Below are 19,641 nucleotides of genomic sequence, written 5' to 3' on the forward strand. Positions count from 1 at the left end.
CGACCCATGCACGCGATCATCCTCGCTGGGGGCAAGGGCGTTCGACTGCGCCCGTACACCACCCGGCTGCCGAAGCCGCTGGTGCCGATCGGCGACGAGTTCTCCATCCTCGACATAGTGCTGACCCAGTTGGCCAACAGGGGTTTCTCCGGTGCGACGCTGGCCATCGGCTACCTGGGCGAGCTGATCCGCTCCTACGTCGGCGACGGCTCGAAGTGGGGCATGAAGATCGACTACGCCGTGGAGGAGCAGCCGCTCGGCACGATCGGCCCGGTGCTGCACCTGCTGGACGACCTGCCGGAGCACTTCCTGGTGATGAACGGCGACATCCTGACCGACCTGGACTACGCGGAGCTCCTTGGCACGCACGAGAAGAGCGGCGCTCCGCTGACCGTGGCCACCTACCAGCGCTCCGTCAAGATCGACTTCGGCGTGCTGGTCACCGAGTCCGGCCGGATCGTGGAGTTCGCCGAGAAGCCGACGCACCACTACCGCGTCAGCATGGGCGTCTACGGCATGAGCCGGGACACCCTCGCGGGGTACCTCCCCGGCGGACCGCTCGGCTTCGACGAACTGGTGCTCGACCTGCTGCGCGCGCAGACGCCGCCGAACTCCTACGACTTCGACGGCTACTGGCTCGACATCGGGCGGCCGGACGACTACGACCGCGCGAACGCGGAGTTCGACGACATTCGCGCGACCCTGCTGAAGGGATCGCCGTGACCCGCGTCCTGTTGCTCGGCGCGACCGGTTTCCTCGGCAGTCACGTGCACAACGTGCTCTTCCGCGAGCCGGGGATCGACGTCGTCACCGTCGCGCGCTCCGCCCTGTCGGAATCGCCCGGCCACGTCCCCTTCGACCTGGGTCTCGCCGACGTGGGCGCGCTGCGCGGGCTGATCACCGCCGCCGCGCCCGACGTGGTGATCAACTGCGTCGGCGCGGTCGGCGGTTCCATGACGACGCTCGCGGAGTCCAATGTGGAGCTTCCGGCGCGGATCGTCCGCGCGCTGCTGGAATGCCCGACGCCACCGCGGCTGGTGCACCTCGGTTCCGCCGCGGAGTACGGCCGGGTCGAGATCGGCGTCCCGGTCACCGAGGACACCCCGCCCGCCCCGGTCGGCGCGTACGGGCTGAGCAAGCTCGCGGGCACGCGCGCGGTCGGCCTCGGCCGGGCGGCGGGGCTGAACACCGTGGTGCTGCGGGTGTTCAACCCGATCGGCCCCGGGTCACCCGCGTCCGGGCTGGCCGGGCGGGCGGCCGCGGAGATCGTGCGCGCCCGCCGCGAGTACGACGAGATCCGGCTCGGTCCCCTGGACGTGATCCGCGACTTCGTCGACGCCAGGGACGTGGCGAGCGCGGTGTTCGCGGCGGCGACCACGCCGTCGGAGGCGGAGATCCTCAACGTGGGCAGCGGGATCGGCACCCCGGCGGAGGGGCTGGTCGCCGAGCTGACCCGGATCGCCGGGCACTCCGGACCGGTCAGCCAGGAGGGCCGGGGTTCGGAGCGGTCGGCCGACGTGCCGTGGCAGCGCGCCGACGTCTCCGAGATCCGCCGGACCCTCGGCTGGCTGCCGGAGCACGACCTGACCGACTCGCTTTCCGCGCTGTGGCAGGAGGTGGCGTGTCACGCCTGAGCCGCCAGCGGCGCGTGGTGCCCGCCTACTTCCACCCGGCCGTCGCGCCGGAGCAGTGGCGGGCCCTCGCGGCGCTTCCGGCGCTGCGCTTCGTGGTGCTCAACGTCGCGGACGGGCCAGGCGCCCGCGCCGATCAGTCCTTTGTGGACGCTTCGGCCGGGCTGCCGGTCGTCGGCTACGTGGACACCGCCTACGGGGCGCGGCCCGTCGCTGAGGTGCTGGCCGACGTTGAGCGACACCTGGCCTGGTACGGGGCACGCGGTGTCTTCTTCGACCAGGCTGGGACGGATGTGCGGCACTACGAGGCTCTGGCAGCCGGAGCACGTTCGCTCGGCGCGGACTCCGTGATCTTCAACCACGGGACGCATCCGCCGGAGGAGTTCGCCGCGCTGGCGGATCTCCTGGTGACCTTCGAGGGCCCGCTGCGGGCGTATCGGGACCTGTGGGTGCCGCGGTGGGTCTACCGGTATCCCCCGGAGTTGTTCTGCCACCTGGTGTACGACGCTCCCACCACCGACACCACGTCCGTGCTTCGGCAGGCGTGGCGGTCCAACGCCGCCGCGGTCCACGTGACCGACCACTGCGGTGAGAACCCGTGGAGCCGCCTACCCGCATAGGAATGCCGCTACTGTCACCCGCGATTCAGGGAGGCAGGCGTGCTCGAAGGCGCGTTCTCGTTGCTCGACGAAATCGTGGACACCGAGGAATGCGGGCTCAGCGAGCTCGCCGCCCGAACCGGCCTGCCCAAGAACGGCTTGTTCTGCTCGACGCGCGCCGCATGCCCACCGTGATCCCCGCGGTGCGGCATGCGGCGCGGCTGGTCAGCGCCAACCTGGCCCGGGTCAGGAGAACAGCTGGGCGAACCTGAGCTTGTTGCCGAAGGGGTCGCGCAGGCCGCAGTCGATGCCGTACGGGCGCTCCGCCGGGGTGTCGGTGAACTCCACGCCCCTGGCCAGCAGGGTCTCGTAGGTCTTGTGGCAGTCGTCGGTGCTGAGGAAGAGCGTGCCGCCCATGGCGCCCTTGGCGAGCAGTTCGCGGACCTGCTCGGCGGTGGCCTCGTCCAGCGACGGCGGGCCCGGCCGCTCCAGGAGGATCTCGCGGCTCTTGTCACCGGGGACGTTCACGGTGAGCCAGCGCATGAAACCGAGGTCCTGGTCGGTGTGCACCTCGAATTCGAGCTTGCCGACGTAGAAGTCCAGTGCCTGGTCCTGGTCGGCGACGTAGATCTGCGAGTGCGTGATGGCGTTGAACATGGCGGCAACGCTAGTTCGGCTCAGCGCCGCGGGCTTCTCCAAAACTGCTCGGTCTCATCCAGGCCATCGCGAAGCAGTTCGGCACCACCGGGACCGGCCCCCGCGCGCGGTAGGCCGACGGGGACTCGCCGACGATGTCGCGGAAGGTCCTGCTGAACGTGCCGAGGCTGCCGAAGCCGACCTGGAAGCAGATCTCGGTGACGCTCAGCTCGGTGGAGCGCAGCAGGAACATCGACCGCTCAACCCGGCGTCGTTGCAGGTAGCGGTGGGGTGTCTCGCCGAAGGTGGCGCGGAAGGTGCGGATGAAGTGCGCCTCGGAGACGTGCGCGATCGCCGCCAGCGCCGGGATGTCCAGCGGTTCGGCGTAGGCGCGGTCCATGGCGTCCCTGGCGCGCAGCATCCTCCGGTTGGACTCCTCGACCGCGCGACTCACCGCGTAAGCACACCACGCAGCAGGTCAGCGAGGTCACCGAGGTGCTCGATCGGCACGTCGCTGGGCACCCCGCGAAGCCCGGCGACGCGCATCCCGGCCGCGCGCCCGGACTCCACCCCGGCGACGGCGTCCTCCACGGCGAGGCAGTGCCCGGGGGCCACGCCGAGCAGCCGCGCGGCGCGCAGGAAACCCTCCGGGTGCGGCTTGCCGTGCGCGACGTCCTCGCGGGTGACCACCAGGGGCGCGCTGATCCCCGCGGCGGCGAGCCTGATCCCGGCGAGCTTGCGGTCCGCGCTCGTGACCACCGCCCAGGGCAGGCCCAGCTCGGCGACGGCGGCCAGCACCTCGGGCGTTCCGCGCGCGGGCAGGACACCGGTGAGGTCGGCGTACTCCAGCTCCAGCTGACCGCGCGCGTCGGTGACGATCCGCTCCTCTGTCCACTGTGGACGGAAGTGGCGGATGACCTCGGCAGCGGGCAGGCCGGGGCAGATCCGCAGCAGTTCGGCGTAGTCCACGTCGTTGCGGTCGGCCCACACCTTCCAGGAGCGCGCGACCGCGCCCTCGGAGTCCACCAGCGTGCCGTCCATGTCGAACAGCACCGCGCGCACGTCCTCCACGTGACAACCTCCCATTTTGTTCGTACGGCGAGCATAATGGTCGGCATGGGCTGCGACAATCCCCGCGTGCACACTTCGGCCCGGCCGGGGCGGGCGACGGCCCAGCGGATGGAAGGCCGGCTGCACGTGCTGCGCGAGCTGCACGACGGGCGGATCTCCACCAGGGCGGAGCTGACCACCCGCCTCGGCCTGTCCCGCGCGTCGGCGCTGGAGATCACCGCCCGGCTGCGCGAGGCCGCGCTCGTGCACGAGGAGGCCGCCCCGCCGGACGGCAGGCGCGGGCGCCCCACGACCCGGCTGCTCCCCCACCCCGAGGGCCCGCTGGTCTGCGCGGTGGACATCGCGCACGAGACGTGGACGGTCGCCGTGGTCGAACTGGGCGGCGCGGTCCTGGCCAGGACGACCGGGCAGATCACCAACCGCGACGCGGACTCCGTGCTCGGCGTGGTGCGGGGCGCGGTAGCCGGGCAGCTCGACGCGTGGGGGGCGCGGGTGCGGGCGGTGCCGGTGTCGGTGCCCGGCACGGTCCGCGGGACCAGAGTCGCGCAGGCCAGCAACCTGCGGTGGCGCGACGTCGACCTCAGCGTGCTCGCCGATCTGCCCGTGCTCGGCGGCAACGACGCCACCCTCTCCGGCCTCGCCGAGTCCCGCCGGGGTGCCGCGGTGGACGCCGACGTCGCGCTGCACCTCAAGATCGACGTGGGGGTCGGCGGCATCCTCGTGGTCAACGGCACCCCGATGACCGGCGCGACCGGCGGTGGCGGGGAGTTCGGCCACCTGCCCTTCGGCGATCCGCGGCGGAGGTGCCTGTGCGGCGCCTACGGCTGCTGGGACACCGAGGTCGACGGCCGGGCCCTCGCGCGGCTGGCCTGGCGGGAGGACGCCGCCGAACCGCGTGCCGCCGCCGAACGCGTGCTCGGCGCGGCCCGGGACGGCGATGCGGCCGCGGCGCGTGCGGTGGACGAGGTGGCGCGCGCGTTCGGGCGCGGGATCGGTGGACTGGTGAACGCGCTCGACCCACGGCTGGTCACGGTTTCCGGAGTGGCAACCGATCTGCTGGCGGCCGCTCCGGAGGCGTTCGGCACCGCTTACCGCGCGGGGCTGATCGCCCACCAGCGCACCACGGTCCCGCCCGTGCGCGCCTCCGCCCTCGGCGCGGACGGCAGCCTCATCGGCGCCGCCGAGACCGGCTTCGACCACGTGCTGACCGAGTCCGGCATCACCGCCTGGCGCGCCCGTTAATGCGGCACGGACCTCGCTGGAGTCGGGCACACTGCGCCGATGGGCTGGTTCTGTCTCGACCTGACGTGGGATCACGTAGATCCCCACCGGCATCAGTTCGACAGCTCCTCCGCGCTCGCGGTGATCTCTCAGCTCGAACCCGCCGGGTACCAGCCCCCTCGCCCCACGGGCAGTCCCGCCGACTGGGCGGACCTCGACTGGGGTGAGGATCGCGACCGCTGGTGCTCCGCGATGCACGAGGCCATCCGGACGCGGTTCGGGATCTGGGCCATCGGCTGGAGCTGGGGCGAGATCGACGGCGGACCAGTAGCTGCTTGGAGCGGCTTGAGCCGCTCCGTGACCACCACTGCCGAGACGCTGCCCCGGATCGCCGAGGCCCTGTGCGAGTGGCGGGCGTGGCTGGAGCACTTGGCCGAGCTCTTCGACAGCTTCGCCTTGGACGAGCTGCCCGAGGAGGAGCGCGAGGGCACCTGGGCGCGCGCCTTCGTCCACCTGATCAACCTCGTCTCGGATCGCGTGCCCGACGACTACTCCTCGGACCCGCACGCGCACTGCGAGCAGGTGCTCAGGTGGTTCCTGACCCGCTGGGGCGTGCCACCGGAGCGCGCGTGGACCCTCGTCACCGACGCGGTCGACATGTGGTGGGCGAAGCGGGGCACGTCGTTCCGCGAACTCGTTCAGGACATCGCCGAGAACCTGGCCATCGCGGTCGAGATCGACCGGATGTGACCGCCCCGCCTGGCGTGCCCGCTAACCGGCGTCACGCGCGGCGGCGAGCACCACCGGGTCGGCGCACCCCGTGGCGTAACCGGCGATCCGGCGCCGAAGGTCTCGAAGAACCACGGCGCGCACGAGCCCGTGCCGCGAGCGCGTGAACGTGCGCCGCCCTTGCCCGGCCGTTGGGCACGCGCCCATTATCGAGTTACAGCTCGATCATCAGGCCGCCGGTGGCCACCCGGACCTCCCCCGAAAAGCCGCCACGGGCCACCGCGACCGCCTCCCCGGGCTCCACTCCGGGCCACAGGTGCGTCAGCAGCAACCGCCGCGCCCCGCCCAGGGCCGCGTAGGAGGCGGCCTGCCGAGCGCTCGACAGGTACTGCGCCGACTCGGGCGGCACCCGGTCCGGGTAGCTGGCCTCGGCGAGGAAGGCGTCCGCTCCCCCGGCCAGGTCGACGAGCGCGTCCGTCGGGCCGGTGTCGCCGGTGTAGGCGAGGGTCCGCCCGCCCGCCGTCAGGCGCAGGCCCGCGTTGGGCACCCAGTGCGGCAGCAGCGTGCTGTCCACTTGGAACGGTCCGATGTCGAAGCTGTCGCCCGCTTCGAAGTCCTTGGAAGTAAAGGACTTTGCCATTCGCGGCCCGGCGTCCAGGGCGAGCACGTGGTCCACCGAGCCGGGCAGCGCGTACAGCGGCAGCGGCGCGACGGGCGAGTCGGCGAAGATCCTGGCGCGCAGCAACGGGTTCAGGTCCGCGCAGTGGTCCGGGTGGCCGTGGCTGACCAGGACCGCGTCCACCTGGGACGCCTCCACCAGCTCCAGCAGGCGCGGCAGGACGGCGTAACCGGGGTCGACCAGCAGGCGGAAACCCTCGTGCTCCAAGAGATACCCGCTGCACGCCTGACCGGCGGCGGGCCAAGCGCCGCATCCTCCGAGCACCGTCAGTCGCACGAGGTCAGCCTAGGTTCCCGAGGTCCCGCGTGGGTTGCGAGTGGACAACGGCACACCATTCGCCCACAACGGAAAGGTCGCGTGTCTTTGCCTGAAGCCCTGGGCGAAAGGGCCCCGGTTTCCCTAGCGTCCCCCGGACAGCACCGGCGCATGGGTGGGACGTACGTGACGGATCAGCTCCGATTCGGCGTGCTCGGGCCGCTGACCGTCTGGGCACGCGGCCGGCCGCACACCCCCGGGGGCGCCGGACAGGCGAACCTGCTGGGGGCGTTGCTGCTCGCCAACGGCACGCCGGTGAGCGGGAGCAGGCTGGCCGAGTGGCTGTGGGACGGCGACCCGCCGGAGCAGGAACGCAAGACCCTCCAGGTCGCGGTCTCCCGCCTGCGCGGCTGGCTGCGCGGGATCGGCGCCGACGTCGCGGTCGACCTGGCCGAGGGCGGTTACGTGCTCCGCCTGCCGCCGAGGGGCAGCGATATCGCCGAGTTCTCCGCGCTGGTGGAGGCCAATCCGCCCGGGGAGTCCTACCTCGACCAGCTCGACCGCCTCGAACGCGCGTTGCGGCTCTGGCGGGGGCCGCTGCTGGCCGGGCTGACCGCGCCGATGCACGCGGCCCCGGCGGCCCTCGCGGTGGAGCGGGCGCGGGTGGAGGCGGCGACGACGCTGGCCAGGATCGCCATCCGGTGCGGGGAGCCCAAGCGCGCGGTGCCGCTGCTGGAGACCCTGGCCGACGAGCGGGTCTACGACGAGCACGTGCACGCGTGCCTGGCGCTGACCTACTCCGCGGACGACGACCAGGTCAGCGCGCTGCGCACGATCGACCGAGCGCGGACCAGGCTCGTCGAGGACCTCGGGGTCTCGCCCGGCCAGGCGTTGCGGGACGCGCACGCGCAGATCCTCAGCTCGCAGCAGGGGCCGATGCGCGAGCGGCAGCGCTGGTGGGGGCCGCGCCCGCGCTCCGGCCAGCTCATCGGGCGCGCGACGGAACAGGAGGCGCTCGCGCTGGAGCTGGAGGAGCACCGGCTCGTCACCGTGACCGGGCCCGGTGGCTGCGGCAAGACGAGCCTGGCGATGAACGTGGCCGAGCACGCCGACTGGCCGGACGGGACGGCGATCGCCGAACTGGCGCCGTTGCAGGACGGCAACGCGATCATCCTGGCCCTGGGTTCGCTGCTCGGCGTGACCGGCGACGGTGTGCACGGGGTCTTCGCCGGGCTGGTGTCGTGGGTCGGCGACCGCAGGCTGTTGCTGCTGCTGGACAACTGCGAGCACCTGGCCGAACCGTCCGCCGCGCTGGTGGAGCGGCTGCTGGCGTGGTGCCCGCGGCTGACCGTGCTCGCCACCGCGCGCCAGCCGCTCGGCCTGCCCGCCGAGCGCGTGTTCGCGCTCGGCCCGCTCGCCGCGCCCGCCTCCGGCCGCTTCGACGCGGACAACCCGGCGATCGTGCTCTTCCGCGCCAGGGCCGGGACCGCGCTGCCGTCCGGTCCCGAGGCCGAGGCCGACGTGGCCACCGTCTGCCACCACCTCGACGGCCTCCCTCTCGCGCTGGAGCTGGCCGCGGCGCGGGTGCCGTCGCTGGGCCTGCGGCAGTTGCGGGAACGGCTCGAAGGCGGTCTCGACCTGCTGACCAGGGCGGCGGGCGAGCCGCGGCACCGGACCATGGAGCACGCGGTCGGCTGGTCGTTCCGGTTGCTCACCGAGCAGAAGCAGCGGCTGCTGGCGAGGTTGTCGGTCTTCCGCGGCGAGTTCGGGCTCATCGACGTGGAATCGGTGTGCGGCGGCGCTCCGCTGGACGGGTTGGACTTCGCGGCGCGGTTGGCCGATCTCGTGGAGCGGTCGCTGGTGCAGGCGTTGCCGGGGCAGCGCTACCGGCTGCTGACCGTGGTCCGCGAGTTCGCCGAGGCGCGACTGGCCGAGTACGACGAGACGGTCCTCGTCCGGGACCGGCACGCGCAGCGGTGGACGCTGCGGGCGCGGGAGCTGGACGCACTGCCCTCCTACCGGGACCGGCTGGCGGGCGTCCGGGCGATGGGGCGCGAGGTCGCCGATCTCGACTCCGCCCTGGCGCACCTGCAGAAGCGCGGCCGCAACGCCCAGTCCAACGAGCTGGTGGCGAAGCTGTTCGAGTTCTGGCACGTGCACGGCTCCTACATCGCCAACGGGCAGGCGCAGCTGGACCGGGCGCTGCGCACGGTCTGGGACAGCGATCCCGAGGTGCGGACGCTGCTGCGGTTCCAGGAGGCGCAGCTGGCCCGGCTGCGGGAGGACTACGTCTCGGCGGTGTCGATCATGGCGTCGGCGCGGCGGGAGCTGGCCGCGCACCGGCCGCGCGAGCACCGGGTCGCGTTGATCTTCGAGATGAGCTGCCTGCGGTTCCTGCTCGATCCCGCGGCCGTGCACGGGACGCCGCGCATGCTGGAGCAGATCGCGTCGCTGGACAGCGGTTCCGGCGACGACGTGGCGACGTCGCTGACCGCGGGCGGCGGCGTGTACGCGACGTGGGGCCGCTACCCGGAGGCGGCCGAGCTGTGCAGGCGGTACGAGGTGCACCGGGTGCAGCGCGGCCTGCGGATCTCCACCGCGCAGCTGGCGTTGCGGACCGAGGTTTCCTTGGGGCACAAGGACATCCAGACTGCCGAGGGTTGGTGCGAGCAGCTGGCCGAACGGCTCGGGCCGACCGGCGGGCCATTGGAGCAGGAGCCCGCGCGCCGGGCGATCGGCACCACGCTGCTGGCCAAGGACCCCGCGGGCGCGGTGGAGTTCCTCGACGACAGCGTGCGCCAGCTGCGCCGGTTGTTCCCGAGGTCGCTGTCCAGGGTGGTGCGCCTGCAATCGTTGTCCGCCGAGGCCCTGCGGCGCACCGGGCAGCCGCTGCGGGCGCGCGAGGTGCTCTCGGACGCGCTGGCGTCGGCGATCGGGCGCTCGCACTTCCGCTTCGGCATGGCAGCGGCGCTGGAGGCGGCCCTGGTGGCGGCGGAGCTGGCCGATCCGGCGGCGAAGACCCTGGCCGCGGCGTGGGACGGGGTGCGCACGCGGCTCGGACTGCCCGCGCCGATCGGGGTGGCCGACGTGGTCCGCGACGTGCTCGGCATCGACCCGGCGCCCTCGACGCCGCAGTTCCTGCCGTGGCCGGAGCCCGAGCTACGGGAGGTCGTCCACCAGGCGTACCTCTGGACCGTCGGGCTCGGGCCGTAGTTCGCGGGGAACGGGCACGCCGGTGACGTAGCAGGACGCGGAGCCGAAGTCGCTGCGAGAATCGCTCATCCCCCGAGGATCACCGCGACCACCTACAAATCACTTACCCAGCAGTGGTTCGCCGGTCTTCAAGTACAGCGGACCCCCTCCCCCACGGTCTCTAACCACAGCGAACCCCGGCGTGGGTTGGGGGCGGTTTGAGACGTTGTGGAGGGGGGTGCGGGGTACTTGAAGACGCCCCAACCACGCTGGGCAGCGAGACCTGCGGGTTGGTGACGGACGACGGCGCGGCGTTCGTGCCGCACCGCGTCCGCGAGGGCTGAGCCGCCTCAGCCGCGCTCACCGTCGAGGTACTTCCACTGCCCGTAACTGTTGAACGTGCGGAGGACGACCGCGCGGAACTCGAACGACACGCCCTCGGCGTACTCCGTCTTCCACGTGCGGGTCGAGTTGTCGCCCTTGGTGTTCGTCACGGTCTCGGTCCCGCTCGGGTTTCCCGGGTTCCAGCTGTAGTGCAGGCGGTACTGCACGGCCGTGGTGTGGTCGTCGTTCTTGGTGTCGCGGATCTTGCAGGTGATCTTGCTCTGCTCCCAGCCCTTGCCGGTGAGCGTGCAGGTCACGTCACCACCGACGGCGTCGGAGGTCTTGGTGGCGGCCAGCGCGCTGGGAGCGGCGAACAGGACCGCGCTCAGGGTGGCTGTTGCGATGACGGCGATTCGGCCTGCGCGCATCGGGTGTGGCTCCTTCAGTGTGCGGAAACCCTTGGCGCGCACAGGAGAACATGAAAGACGCCTCGATCAGGCGTCCGGTTCGGTCTGCTTCGAAAGCATGTCCACCAAGCCTGTGAAGCCACCTTCGGCCAGTGCCGAACGCTGCCGGGCCGCCCCGGAGCCGACGCGCCCGAGGTGGCCCAGCATCGAGTCCACGTACGCCAGGTCGCCGTACTGCTCCAGCACCGGCACGGTCCACTCCACCAGCCGCTCCACCAACGCCCACATCGGCGCGAGGCGACCGGTGTGCACGTCGTAGCCCTGCCCGGAGATCCCGTCGCGCGCCGCCCGCCACAACGCCGCGCGCAACGCGTGGTGCGAGAGCAACGGCGCCGGGCCGTCGGAGTTCACCGCTCTGGTCACCAGGGCCCGCGCCAGGACGGCGAGCAGGGTCGCCTCCTCGGCGGTCGGCGCGACGTCGCAGACCCGCAGCTCCACGGTCGGCCACTCGTCGGAGAGCCGCACGTCCCAGTAGATCATTCCGCGGTCCAGCGCGGCACCGCTGGCCAGCAGCTCGCGCACGGACTCCTCGTACGCGGCGTGCGAGGCGGAGTACGGGGGCGGACCGGAGCTCGGCCACTGCGACCACGACAGCGAACGCCAGCTGTGGTAGCCGGTGTCGTCCCCGTCCGAGAACGGCGAGTTCACGCTGAGCGCGAGCAGCACGGGCAGCCACGGCCGCAGGTGGTTGATCACCTGCACCCCGACCTCGGGACTCGGGACACCGACGTGGATGTGGCAGCCGCAGCACGGTGAGGACAGCGCCAGCGCGCCCGCGTGCTCGGAGATCCTGCGGTAGCGCGGGTTGGCGGTGAGCTGCGGCGGAGCGGACTCGTGCAGCGGCGCGGTACCACTGGCGATCAGCCGCAGGCCCCGGCTCCTGGCCTGGTCGGCGAGCGTGCCGCGCAGCGTCCGCAGGTTCTCCAGGACCTCCGTCGCCGTGGTGCAGACGGGGGTCGCCGACTCCACCTGGCACCGGGTCAGCTCGGTCTGCAGGTCACCCTCGGTGTCCGGGGCGGCGCGCAACAGCGCGGGCCCCTGCCAGGACAGCTGCCTCGTCTCGGCGTCGACGAGCAGGAATTCCTCTTCGACACCCACCGTCAACGGTTCCACGTCTCGATCGTTCCCATTGCGAGAACATCCCAATCCCGCCGCTGTGGACCTCTGCGCGGTCCGCCGCGGGCGCGTCACGACCTAAAGTCGTGTTCGCCCGTTGCCGCCGCGAGATGGAGCCCGGATGTACCCGACGGTCGAGGACGTCCTCGCCCTGCCCGAGCTCCGCCGCGGACGGCCGGTCGTCGTCGCCGGGGCGGCCGGGCTGGACCACCGGGTGCGCTGGGTGCACGTGGCCGAGGTGGCCGATATCGCCGGGCTGCTGCACGGCGGGGAGCTGGTGCTGACCACCGGGATCGCGCTGCCCGCCGACGACGCGGGGCTGACCCGCTACATCGGGGAGCTGGCCGGGGTCGGGGTCGCCGGGCTGGTGGTGGAGCTGGTCCGGCGCTGGCCCGCCGAGCTGCCGCCCGCCCTGGTCGCCGCGGCCCAGCGGCACGGGTTGCCGCTGGTCGCGCTGAACGAGGAGACCCGGTTCGTCTCCGTGACCGAGGCGGTGGTCTCGGTGATCACCAGCGCCCAGGTGCGCGAGCTGCGCGCCACCGAGCAGGTGCACGAGATCTTCACCGCGCTCACCCTCTCCGGCGCGGGGCCCGCCGAGATCCTGCGCGAGGTGGCCCGGCTCTCCGGGCTGCCGGTCGTGCTGGAGTCGCTGGACCACCACCTGCTGGCCTACGACGTGGCGGGCGGTGATCCCGCGGAGCTGCTCGCGGTGTGGGAGAACGGGCCCATCCCGCAGACCGGCTACGACGCGGCGGCGGGCTGGTTGATCACGATGGTCGGCGCGCGCGGCGACAACTGGGGCAGGCTCCTGCTCCGCACGGCGTCGTTGTCGGAGCAGCCCTCGCACCAGCACACCGTCGTCGCGGAGCGGGCCGCGTCCGCGCTGGCGCTCAATCGCCTGCTGGCCAAGGACGACGAGAGCCTGGAGCGGCAGAGCCACCGCGCGCTGCTGATCGACCTGCTCGCTCCCGGAACCCCCGTCGCGGACGCGGCGACCCGCGCGACGGCGCTCGGGGTGCGGCTCGGCGATCGGCGGCTGGTCGGCATCTCGGTCCGGCCGCGCACCACGATCTCGGCGACCCCGGCGCCCGCGCTGGCCACCCAGGAGGTGCTGCGCGAGCTGTCCGAGGTGACCGCCTCCGCCGCGCGCCGGGCCGGAATCCCAGCTCTGGTAGGAGTTGTGGACGATACGAGCGTGCGCGCTCTGCTGACCCTGCCCACGGTCGGCGAGATCGACCCGACGCTGCACCGCTTCGCCAGCGATCTACATAGGACGGTCGCGTCGACTCCGTGGGCCCTGCCCGTGGTGGTCGCGCTCGGCACCACCGTGATCGCGGTTCCGGAAGCCGCGCGCAGCCTCGCCGAAGCCGCTCACGTCGCGGAGGCCGCGCTGCGCTCCGGTGGCGCGCGCGTGTTCCACCGGCTCGCGGATGTGCGGTTGCGCGGCCTCATGCACCTGATGCACGCCGATCAGCGGGTGCGGGCTTTCGTGGAGCGCGAACTCTCCGCTTTGCTCGCGCACGACCGATTCCACAACACGCGGTTGGTCGACACGCTGCGCGACTACTGCCAGCACGGCGGCAACAAGTCGGCAGCGGCCGGGGCCGCGCACCTGTCCAGAACCGCCTTCTACCAACAGCTCGCGCGGATCGAACAGATCCTGGGTATCTCCCTGGACGACGCCGAGTCCATGCTCTCGCTACACGTCGCCCTGCTCGCTCATGACGCGTCGATCTGAGCTGAGAGTGCGGATCTCCCTGCTGCACAACGCTCCGAGCGTGGCGAGCACGAGCAGCACGGCTCCGCCGACCAGGGTCGCGCGCATCCCGAAGTGCTGGGCGAGCGGACCGGCGGCCATCTCCCCCACCGGGATCGCGACGAACGAACCGAGCGCGTCGTAGGAGTAGACCCTGGCGAGCTTGTCCTGCGGCACGTTCTGCTGGAGCGCGACGTCCCACGCGACCACGAACTGCTCGATCACCATGCCCACCAGGAACATCGTCGGCACCAGGAAGAGCACTTCCGGCGCTTCGGCGAGCACCACCAGCGGGATCGCCTCGACCAGCGTGAGCGCGACGCCGGCGAACAGCGCGCGGCGGGGCTGCCACCGCGCGGCGACGATCCCGCCGACGAGCGCGCCCGCCATCTCCGCCGCGAGCACCAGGCCCCACGCCGCCCTGCCGAACGTCGCGTCGGCGATCACCGGGCCGAGCACCACCGTCGTGCCGACGATCACCGCGTTGACCACCATGAACTGCAGCACCACCGCCCACACCCAGGTGCGCGAGGTGAACTCCCGCCATCCTTCGCGCAGCTCGGCGAGCGGGCGTTGACGCTCCTCTGCCGGAACAGACACAGCCGATACAGCGACGAGGCGCATCCTGCCGAACAGCACCGAGGCCGCGAGGAACGTGACCGCGTTGAAGGCGATGCCCCAGCCGGGGCCGACCGCCGCGACGAGCAGCCCGCCCGCCGAGGTGCCGACGATCGTCGCGGTGGTGACGCCCATCCTGGCGAGCGCGTTCGCCGGGCGCAGCAGCTCGACCGGAACCGTCTGCGGCACGAAGGAAGCGGTGGCGGGCATCGATGCCGCCGCCGCTGCTCCGTTGAGCACGCTCAGCCCGGCCAGCAGCGGAACGGACGCGAACCCGCCGAGCACGCTCGCCGCGACGAGACCCTGCGTCAGCCCGGCGAGCGTCGTGGAACCCTGGAGCACCAACGCCCTCGGCAGCCGATCGGCGAGCACGCCGCCGAAGAGCAGCAGCACCACGTTGGCGAGGGACCGCGCGGCGACCACGATGCCGAGGTCGATCACGGACCCGGTCAGGTCGAGCACGGCGAAGGCCAGCGCGATCGGCGCGACGGCGTTGCCGAGGTGGACGACCGTCCTTCCCGTCATCAGGAAGCGGAAGGGCTTGTGCCGCAACGGCTCCCACATCAGTCGTCGTCCATCTGGAACAGCGCGATGGTGGCGTTGACGTGCACGGTGCCTTCGGTGCGCGGCGGGCGGGCGGCCTCGTGCAGCTGCCCGGCCAGGTCGATCACGGCTTGGCGGACCCGGTGCCACACCTCGGGATCGACCCACAGCTCGGCGTCCGTGGTCGCCCCGGGGACCCCGAGCGCGCGGCTGCCCGCGCGGCGGCGCAGCTCGGCGCCCATGGTCGCGGCGAGCAGCACGTGGTCCTCCCGCCCGCGCGCCTTCACCCTGCCGCCGCTGTCGTGGTTGTGCCGGAACCGCTTGGCCCGGCCGCCGCGGATCTCGACCTCCTCGGCGACCTCCAGCAGGCCCGCGTCGTGCAGCCTGCGCATGTGGTAGCTGACGTTGGCCTGGCTCTCGCCGAGTTCCCGCGCCGCCTCGGCCGCGCTCATCGCCGCCCCGGTGACCAGGGACAGGATGCGCAGGCGCAGCGGGTGGGCGAGCACCCGCAGGCCCTCCAGCTCGGTTTCCATGCCCCGAGTCTGGCGCGCCGGGAGCCAACCGTCAAACGGTTCTTTGCCGGTTGACTCTCGGTGATCCAGCTCACTAGCATCGGTCACACTGTTAGGAAACTAACTTAACTATTTAGCTCCCCGTATTTAGCTTCCCAGTGCAACCGCCGCCGCACGCCATCCGGAAGTCCCCTCGGTGATCCCTGCACCGAACTTCCGTTTCCGTGAGGAGAAGTGATGGGTCGGCACACGCTTCGCACGCTCGTCTCCGCATCCGCTGTCCTGGCCAGCACCCTGCTAGTACCAAGCGCCACAGCGGCCTCAGCGCTCCCGGCAGGCTCTCTGGCCGCGGTTAACGGCCAACTCCGGGTCTGTGGAACGAAACTCTGCAACTCCAGCGGCCAGCAGGTCCAACTGCGCGGGATGAGCACGCACGGCATCCAGTGGTTCAGCCAGTGCGTCAAGCCCGCGTCGCTGGACGCGCTCGCCAACGACTGGGGCTCGGACGTCCTGCGGATCTCGATGTACATCCAGGATGGCGGCTACGAGACCAACCCGCGCAAGTTCACCGACATGGTGCACAACTACATCGAGGAGGCCACCAAGCGCGGGATGTACGCGCTGGTCGACTGGCACATGCTGACGCCGGGCGACCCGAACCACAACCTGTCCCGCGCCAAGACGTTCTTCACCGAGATCGCCGAGCGGCACAAGGACAAGACGAACATCCTCTACGAGATCGCCAACGAGCCCAACGGGAACAGCGTCACCTGGTCCCGCATCAAGAGCTACGCGGAGCAGCTGATCCCGGTGATCCGCGCCAAGGACAGCGACGCGGTCGTCCTGGTCGGCACCCCCGCGTGGTCCTCGTTCGGCGTCTCCTACGGCAAGAACGAGTCCGAGGTCGCGAACAACCCGCTGACGCTCGGGAACCTCATGTACACCTTCCACTTCTACGCGGCGTCCCACGACGACACCTACCTCAACACGCTGTCCAGGGCGGCCGACAAGCTGCCGGTGTTCGTGACGGAGTTCGGCACCCAGAACTCCGCGGGCGAGGGCGCGAACGACTTCGGCCGTTCGCAGCGCTACCTCGACCTGATGGCGCAGAAGAAGGTCAGCTGGATCAACTGGAACTTCTCCGACGACCACCGCTCCGGGGCGGTGTTCAAGCAGGGCACCTGCGCGGGCAACTCGTTCGCGGGCACCGGGGTCCTGAAGGAGGCGGGCCGCTGGATCCGCGACCGCGTCCGCGGCTGATCGGCGGCACCTCGCTGCCCGAGTGGGCACCGTCGGCGGGGCGCGAGTGGACAGAGTGTGTGGTCAACTTGGCAAAGCTGTGACACTCTGCCTCTCCCGCACTCGGCCCTCGCCCCCGACGATGTGTGCCCACCAGCAGAAACGAGGAGCGATCCATGGCGCTGCCCTCCTCTCCACCGAGTGACCCCGCCCAGACGGCGCAAGCCGACGGACGGGTGGAACTGACCGATCCGGCCTCCATCGAGCACAGCCCGTACTACAACGACGAGCTGGCCCCGGTGCCGATCGCCAGGCGCACGTGGACCACCTACAACTTCGCCGCGCTGTGGATCGGCATGGCGCACAACATCCCCAGCTACCTGCTGGCCTCCGGGCTGATCGCGCTGGGCATGAGCTGGGTGCAGGCGTTCGTCACGATCACCCTCGGCAACCTGCTGGTGCTGATCCCGATGCTGCTCAACAGCCACGCGGGCACCAAGTACGGCGTGCCGTTCCCGGTGTTCGCCCGCGCCTTCTACGGGGTGCGCGGGGCGAACTTCGCCGGGCTGCTGCGCGCGTTCATCGCCTGCGGCTGGTTCGGCATCCAGACCTGGATCGGCGGCGAGGCGATCTACGCGCTGGCCGGGAAGCTGCTCGGCTCCTGGTGGCGCGACGCCGACCGGGTCTTCGGCCAGCCGTGGACGCTGTGGGCGGCGTTCCTGTTCTTCTGGGCGATCCAGATGGTGATCATCTGGCGGGGCATGGACACGTTGCGGCGCTTCGAGAACTGGGCCGCGCCGTTCGTGATAGTGGCCGCCCTCGCGCTGCTGGTGTGGGTGCTCATCGAGGCGGGCGGGGTCGGCCCGATCCTGGAGCAGCCGTCCAAGCTCGGCTGGGGCATCGAGTTCTGGGGCGTGTTCGCGCCCTCGCTGATGGGCATGATCGCCTTCTGGTCCACCCTGTCGCTGAACATGCCGGACTTCACCCGCTTCGGCGGCAGCCAGCGGCAGCAGGCGCTGGGCCAGGTGCTCGGCCTGCCGACCACGATGTCGTTCTTCGCGCTGCTGTCGATCTTCATCACCTCCGGAACCGCGGTGATCTACGGCGAGGCGATCTGGGACCCGATCAAGCTCACCGAGAAGTTCGACAACCCGCTGGTGGTGGCGCTGAGCCTGTTCACGGTCATGGTGGCGACGCTGTCGGTGAACGTGGCGGCCAACGTGGTCAGCCCCTCCTACGACTTCTCCAACGCCGCGCCCCGGCTGATCAGCTTCCGGGTCGGCGGGCTGATCACCGGCGTGCTCGGCATCGCCATCCAGCCGTGGCACCTGGTGGCCGACCCGAACATCTACATCTACGTGTGGCTGGGCTTCTACGGCGGCCTGCTCGGCTCGATCGCGGGCGTGCTCGCCGCCGGGTACTGGGTGCTGGGCAAGAAGGAGCTGCACCTGCCCGACCTCTACACCCGCGGCGGGCGGTACTGGTTCACCGGCGGCTGGAACCTCAACGCGGTGGCGGCCACGGTCATCGGCAGCGTCGCGGCCGTCGGCGGCGCGTACTCCGAACCCGGCAAGGGGCCCTTCCCCGAGGACGGGCTGATCCCGCTGCTGAAGCCGCTCTACGACTACAGCTGGGCGGTCGGGCTCGTGGTGGCGCTGCTGGTGTACGTGCTGCTCAGCTTGCCGCAGCGGCGCCGGGAGACTGCCCGCGTCGTGGACTGAGCCGCTGGCCGCGGTGGATGTGCCTGCGGCGCAGCAACATCGCCGCGCCGATCAGCACGGTGCCGAACAGCAGCAGGGAGAACGACATCGCCAGGACGGCGGTGACGATGGCGAGCGCGGCGAGCGCGAGCACCGTCACCGCCCACCAGCACGTGTCACCCGCCGGACGTCGGGGGCGGCCCTCGCCTAGCGCTCGCGCGAAGCGCGGGTCCTCCTGGGCGAGTTGGCGTTCGATTTCCCGGAAGCGGGCCTGGTCGTCCTGGCTCAGCATGGCGTCTCCCGTGGCTGCGCGAGGCTTGGGGTTCCCCGGGTGCCCGAAGGCGCGACGGGTCAAACTCAGCGGGCCTTCCAGAACCAGTCCGAGGATCGGGCGAGGCGGAACGCTTCCTTGCGCTGCGCGGGATCGAGCCGGTCGAGGTAGAGCAGCCCGTCGAGGTGGTCGGTCTCGTGCTGCAGGCACCGGGCCAGCTCGCCGCGACCGCTCACCACGACCGGCTCGTTGTTCACGTCCACGCCGCGCACGGTGGCGGACTTCGCCCTGCGGGTGGGGAAGTTCATCCCCGGCACGGACAGGCAGCCCTCCACGCCGTCCTGGATCTTCTCCGAGAGCTCGACCAGCTCCGGGTTGATCACGTAGCCGTGCTGCCCGTCGACGAGGTAGCTGAAGGCGCGCTGGCCCACGCCGATCTGCGGTGCGGCGAGCCCGGCGCGGCCCGGCAGGGTGACCGACTCCATCAGATCGTCCACAAGGGACTTCAGCTTGGCGTCGAACACCGTCACCGGCTCCGAAGGTGACTTCAGCACCGGGTCACCGAAGTAGCGCAGCGGCCGGATCGCCATCTTTTCCCTCCCCGTAAGCGTTTCCGGGGAGCTTAGCTCAGGCGATCGTGTGGCTGACCGGGATGTTGCCCCTGGTGGCGTTGGAGTACGGGCACACCTGGTCGGCGGCCTCGACGAGCCGCTCGGCGACCGCGCGGTCCAGGCCCGGCAGCGAGACGACGAGGTGCACGTTGAGGCCGTAGCCCACGCCCTCGGTCAGCGGCCCGATGCCGACCTCGGCGGCCACGGTCGAGGCGCTGACGTCCTGCTTCTCCTTGCGCGCGACCAACTTCAGCGCACTGTGGAAGCACGCCGCGAACCCGGCAGCGAACAGCTGCTCCGGATTGGTGCCGTTACCCGAACCGCCGAGCTCGGCGGGCGGGGCGAGCGCCACGTCCAGCCGCCCGTCGCCGCTGACCGACTTGCCGTCACGCCCGCCGTCCACGGTGGCACGCGCGGTGTACAAGACCTTGCTGATACTCATGGGAATTCCTCCTGGATGTCGTGCGCCAC

The 19,641-nt window shown here is 71.4% G+C and carries 21 protein-coding genes; 10 read left to right on the plus strand and 11 right to left on the minus strand.

Features of this window, described 5'->3' with window-relative positions; all coding sequences use genetic code 11:
• Positions 1 to 6: 6 nt before the first annotated feature.
• From NLX83_RS19525 to NLX83_RS41060, 4 genes are read left to right on the plus strand one after another with little or no spacing between them, the layout of a single operon-like run.
• Positions 7 to 723 carry a nucleotidyltransferase family protein gene (locus tag NLX83_RS19525; protein ID WP_254236509.1) on the plus strand — a complete coding sequence of 239 codons (717 nt, stop codon included), beginning with the start codon at positions 7 to 9 and terminating at the stop codon, positions 721 to 723.
• Positions 720 to 1,634 carry an NAD-dependent epimerase/dehydratase family protein gene (locus NLX83_RS19530; RefSeq protein ID WP_254236510.1) on the plus strand — a complete coding sequence of 305 codons (915 nt, stop codon included), beginning with the start codon at positions 720 to 722 and terminating at the stop codon, positions 1,632 to 1,634. The genes NLX83_RS19525 and NLX83_RS19530 overlap by 4 nt, the downstream gene beginning before the upstream one ends.
• The gene (locus NLX83_RS19535) at positions 1,622 to 2,251 is read left to right on the plus strand and encodes a spherulation-specific family 4 protein (RefSeq protein WP_254236511.1); all 630 of its coding nucleotides are present in this window, start codon (positions 1,622 to 1,624) and stop codon (positions 2,249 to 2,251) included. The genes NLX83_RS19530 and NLX83_RS19535 overlap by 13 nt, the downstream gene beginning before the upstream one ends.
• 39 nt (positions 2,252 to 2,290) lie before the next feature.
• Positions 2,291 to 2,425: a hypothetical protein gene (locus tag NLX83_RS41060; protein WP_256564020.1), complete on the plus strand. Its 135-nt coding sequence runs from the start codon at positions 2,291 to 2,293 to the stop codon at positions 2,423 to 2,425.
• 51 nt (positions 2,426 to 2,476) lie between these two features.
• Here NLX83_RS41060 and NLX83_RS19540 read toward each other — a convergent pair whose 3' ends face one another.
• From NLX83_RS19540 to NLX83_RS19550, 3 genes are read right to left on the minus strand one after another with little or no spacing between them, the layout of a single operon-like run.
• The gene (locus NLX83_RS19540; protein ID WP_254236512.1) at positions 2,477 to 2,887 is read right to left on the minus strand and encodes a VOC family protein; all 411 of its coding nucleotides are present in this window, start codon (positions 2,885 to 2,887) and stop codon (positions 2,477 to 2,479) included.
• A 10-nt stretch (positions 2,888 to 2,897) separates the two neighbouring features.
• Positions 2,898 to 3,287 carry a helix-turn-helix domain-containing protein gene (locus NLX83_RS19545; protein WP_254236940.1) on the minus strand — a complete coding sequence of 130 codons (390 nt, stop codon included), beginning with the start codon at positions 3,285 to 3,287 and terminating at the stop codon, positions 2,898 to 2,900.
• Positions 3,288 to 3,316: 29 nt separating this feature from the next.
• Positions 3,317 to 3,937, minus strand: a complete 621-nt coding sequence (locus NLX83_RS19550; protein ID WP_254236513.1) for an HAD family hydrolase — start codon at positions 3,935 to 3,937, stop codon at positions 3,317 to 3,319.
• A 66-nt stretch (positions 3,938 to 4,003) separates the two neighbouring features.
• Here NLX83_RS19550 and NLX83_RS19555 point away from each other — a divergent pair, with 66 nt between their 5' ends.
• Together NLX83_RS19555 and NLX83_RS19560 are read left to right on the plus strand one after the other, a co-directional pair.
• Complete coding sequence (locus NLX83_RS19555) at positions 4,004 to 5,179, plus strand: ROK family transcriptional regulator (RefSeq protein ID WP_254236514.1); 1,176 nt, start codon at positions 4,004 to 4,006, stop codon at positions 5,177 to 5,179.
• Positions 5,180 to 5,218: 39 nt separating this feature from the next.
• Positions 5,219 to 5,908: a hypothetical protein gene (locus NLX83_RS19560; protein ID WP_254236515.1), complete on the plus strand. Its 690-nt coding sequence runs from the start codon at positions 5,219 to 5,221 to the stop codon at positions 5,906 to 5,908.
• A gap of 193 nt (positions 5,909 to 6,101) precedes the next feature.
• Here the strand turns inward: NLX83_RS19560 and NLX83_RS19565 are convergent, their stop codons facing one another.
• Positions 6,102 to 6,842 carry an MBL fold metallo-hydrolase gene (locus NLX83_RS19565; RefSeq protein WP_254236516.1) on the minus strand — a complete coding sequence of 247 codons (741 nt, stop codon included), beginning with the start codon at positions 6,840 to 6,842 and terminating at the stop codon, positions 6,102 to 6,104.
• A 165-nt stretch (positions 6,843 to 7,007) separates the two neighbouring features.
• Here NLX83_RS19565 and NLX83_RS19570 point away from each other — a divergent pair, with 165 nt between their 5' ends.
• On the plus strand, positions 7,008 to 10,034 hold the full coding sequence (locus NLX83_RS19570) for an ATP-binding protein (protein ID WP_254236517.1): 3,027 nt from the start codon (positions 7,008 to 7,010) through the stop codon (positions 10,032 to 10,034).
• A gap of 329 nt (positions 10,035 to 10,363) precedes the next feature.
• On the opposite strand, the gene NLX83_RS19575 is transcribed toward NLX83_RS19570, so the two are convergent.
• A complete protein-coding gene (locus NLX83_RS19575; protein WP_254236518.1) occupies positions 10,364 to 10,765 on the minus strand; it encodes a hypothetical protein in 402 nt (133 codons plus the stop codon).
• A gap of 66 nt (positions 10,766 to 10,831) precedes the next feature.
• Entirely contained in the window at positions 10,832 to 11,917 is a 1,086-nt protein-coding gene (locus NLX83_RS19580; protein WP_254236519.1) for a carboxylate-amine ligase, read from the minus strand.
• Between the two features lie 124 nt (positions 11,918 to 12,041).
• Here NLX83_RS19580 and NLX83_RS19585 point away from each other — a divergent pair, with 124 nt between their 5' ends.
• Entirely contained in the window at positions 12,042 to 13,658 is a 1,617-nt protein-coding gene (locus NLX83_RS19585; RefSeq protein ID WP_254236520.1) for a PucR family transcriptional regulator, read from the plus strand.
• On the opposite strand, the gene NLX83_RS19590 is transcribed toward NLX83_RS19585, so the two are convergent.
• Together NLX83_RS19590 and NLX83_RS19595 are read right to left on the minus strand one after the other, a co-directional pair.
• Entirely contained in the window at positions 13,620 to 14,858 is a 1,239-nt protein-coding gene (locus tag NLX83_RS19590; protein ID WP_254236521.1) for an MFS transporter, read from the minus strand. The two genes, NLX83_RS19585 and NLX83_RS19590, sit on opposite strands and share 39 nt — an antisense overlap.
• Positions 14,858 to 15,370, minus strand: a complete 513-nt coding sequence (locus tag NLX83_RS19595) for a winged helix-turn-helix domain-containing protein (protein ID WP_254236522.1) — start codon at positions 15,368 to 15,370, stop codon at positions 14,858 to 14,860. The genes NLX83_RS19590 and NLX83_RS19595 overlap by 1 nt, the downstream gene beginning before the upstream one ends.
• A gap of 216 nt (positions 15,371 to 15,586) precedes the next feature.
• Between NLX83_RS19595 and NLX83_RS19600 the strand changes: the two genes are divergently transcribed.
• Together NLX83_RS19600 and NLX83_RS19605 are read left to right on the plus strand one after the other, a co-directional pair.
• Positions 15,587 to 16,609, plus strand: coding sequence for a glycoside hydrolase family 5 protein (locus tag NLX83_RS19600; protein ID WP_256564022.1), 1,023 nt, complete (start codon positions 15,587 to 15,589; stop codon positions 16,607 to 16,609).
• 155 nt (positions 16,610 to 16,764) lie between these two features.
• A complete protein-coding gene (locus NLX83_RS19605) occupies positions 16,765 to 18,309 on the plus strand; it encodes an NCS1 family nucleobase:cation symporter-1 (protein WP_254236524.1) in 1,545 nt (514 codons plus the stop codon).
• Here the strand turns inward: NLX83_RS19605 and NLX83_RS19610 are convergent.
• The 3 genes from NLX83_RS19610 to NLX83_RS19620 form a co-directional block, all read right to left on the minus strand.
• Positions 18,263 to 18,580 carry a DUF3040 domain-containing protein gene (locus NLX83_RS19610; RefSeq protein ID WP_254236525.1) on the minus strand — a complete coding sequence of 106 codons (318 nt, stop codon included), beginning with the start codon at positions 18,578 to 18,580 and terminating at the stop codon, positions 18,263 to 18,265. The genes NLX83_RS19605 and NLX83_RS19610 overlap by 47 nt on opposite strands.
• A 65-nt stretch (positions 18,581 to 18,645) precedes the next feature.
• A complete protein-coding gene (gene def, locus NLX83_RS19615) occupies positions 18,646 to 19,149 on the minus strand; it encodes a peptide deformylase (RefSeq protein ID WP_254236526.1) in 504 nt (167 codons plus the stop codon).
• A 37-nt stretch (positions 19,150 to 19,186) separates the two neighbouring features.
• A complete protein-coding gene (locus tag NLX83_RS19620; protein ID WP_374118785.1) occupies positions 19,187 to 19,606 on the minus strand; it encodes an organic hydroperoxide resistance protein in 420 nt (139 codons plus the stop codon).
• Positions 19,607 to 19,641: the final 35 nt, after the last annotated feature.

Source organism: Allokutzneria sp. A3M-2-11 16, from assembly GCF_024213555.1.
Taxonomy (GTDB): Bacteria; Actinomycetota; Actinomycetes; order Mycobacteriales; family Pseudonocardiaceae; genus Allokutzneria.

Bases quoted from the DNA above. Each gene is read 5' to 3' on its own strand.
- NLX83_RS19605 (WP_254236524.1), top strand. From the start codon at position 16,765: ATGGCGCTGCCCTCCTCTCCACCGAGTGACCCCGCCCAGACGGCGCAA.
- NLX83_RS19610 (WP_254236525.1), bottom strand. From the start codon at position 18,580: ATGCTGAGCCAGGACGACCAGGCCCGCTTCCGGGAAATCGAACGCCAA.
- NLX83_RS19585 (WP_254236520.1), top strand. From the start codon at position 12,042: ATGTACCCGACGGTCGAGGACGTCCTCGCCCTGCCCGAGCTCCGCCGC.
- NLX83_RS19590 (WP_254236521.1), bottom strand. From the start codon at position 14,858: ATGTGGGAGCCGTTGCGGCACAAGCCCTTCCGCTTCCTGATGACGGGA.
- NLX83_RS19595 (WP_254236522.1), bottom strand. From the start codon at position 15,370: ATGGAAACCGAGCTGGAGGGCCTGCGGGTGCTCGCCCACCCGCTGCGC.
- NLX83_RS19525 (WP_254236509.1), top strand. From the start codon at position 7: ATGCACGCGATCATCCTCGCTGGGGGCAAGGGCGTTCGACTGCGCCCG.
- NLX83_RS19575 (WP_254236518.1), bottom strand. From the start codon at position 10,765: ATGCGCGCAGGCCGAATCGCCGTCATCGCAACAGCCACCCTGAGCGCG.
- NLX83_RS19545 (WP_254236940.1), bottom strand. From the start codon at position 3,287: ATGCTGCGCGCCAGGGACGCCATGGACCGCGCCTACGCCGAACCGCTG.
- def (WP_254236526.1), bottom strand. From the start codon at position 19,149: ATGGCGATCCGGCCGCTGCGCTACTTCGGTGACCCGGTGCTGAAGTCA.
- NLX83_RS19540 (WP_254236512.1), bottom strand. From the start codon at position 2,887: ATGTTCAACGCCATCACGCACTCGCAGATCTACGTCGCCGACCAGGAC.
- NLX83_RS19560 (WP_254236515.1), top strand. From the start codon at position 5,219: ATGGGCTGGTTCTGTCTCGACCTGACGTGGGATCACGTAGATCCCCAC.
- NLX83_RS19600 (WP_256564022.1), top strand. From the start codon at position 15,587: ATGGGTCGGCACACGCTTCGCACGCTCGTCTCCGCATCCGCTGTCCTG.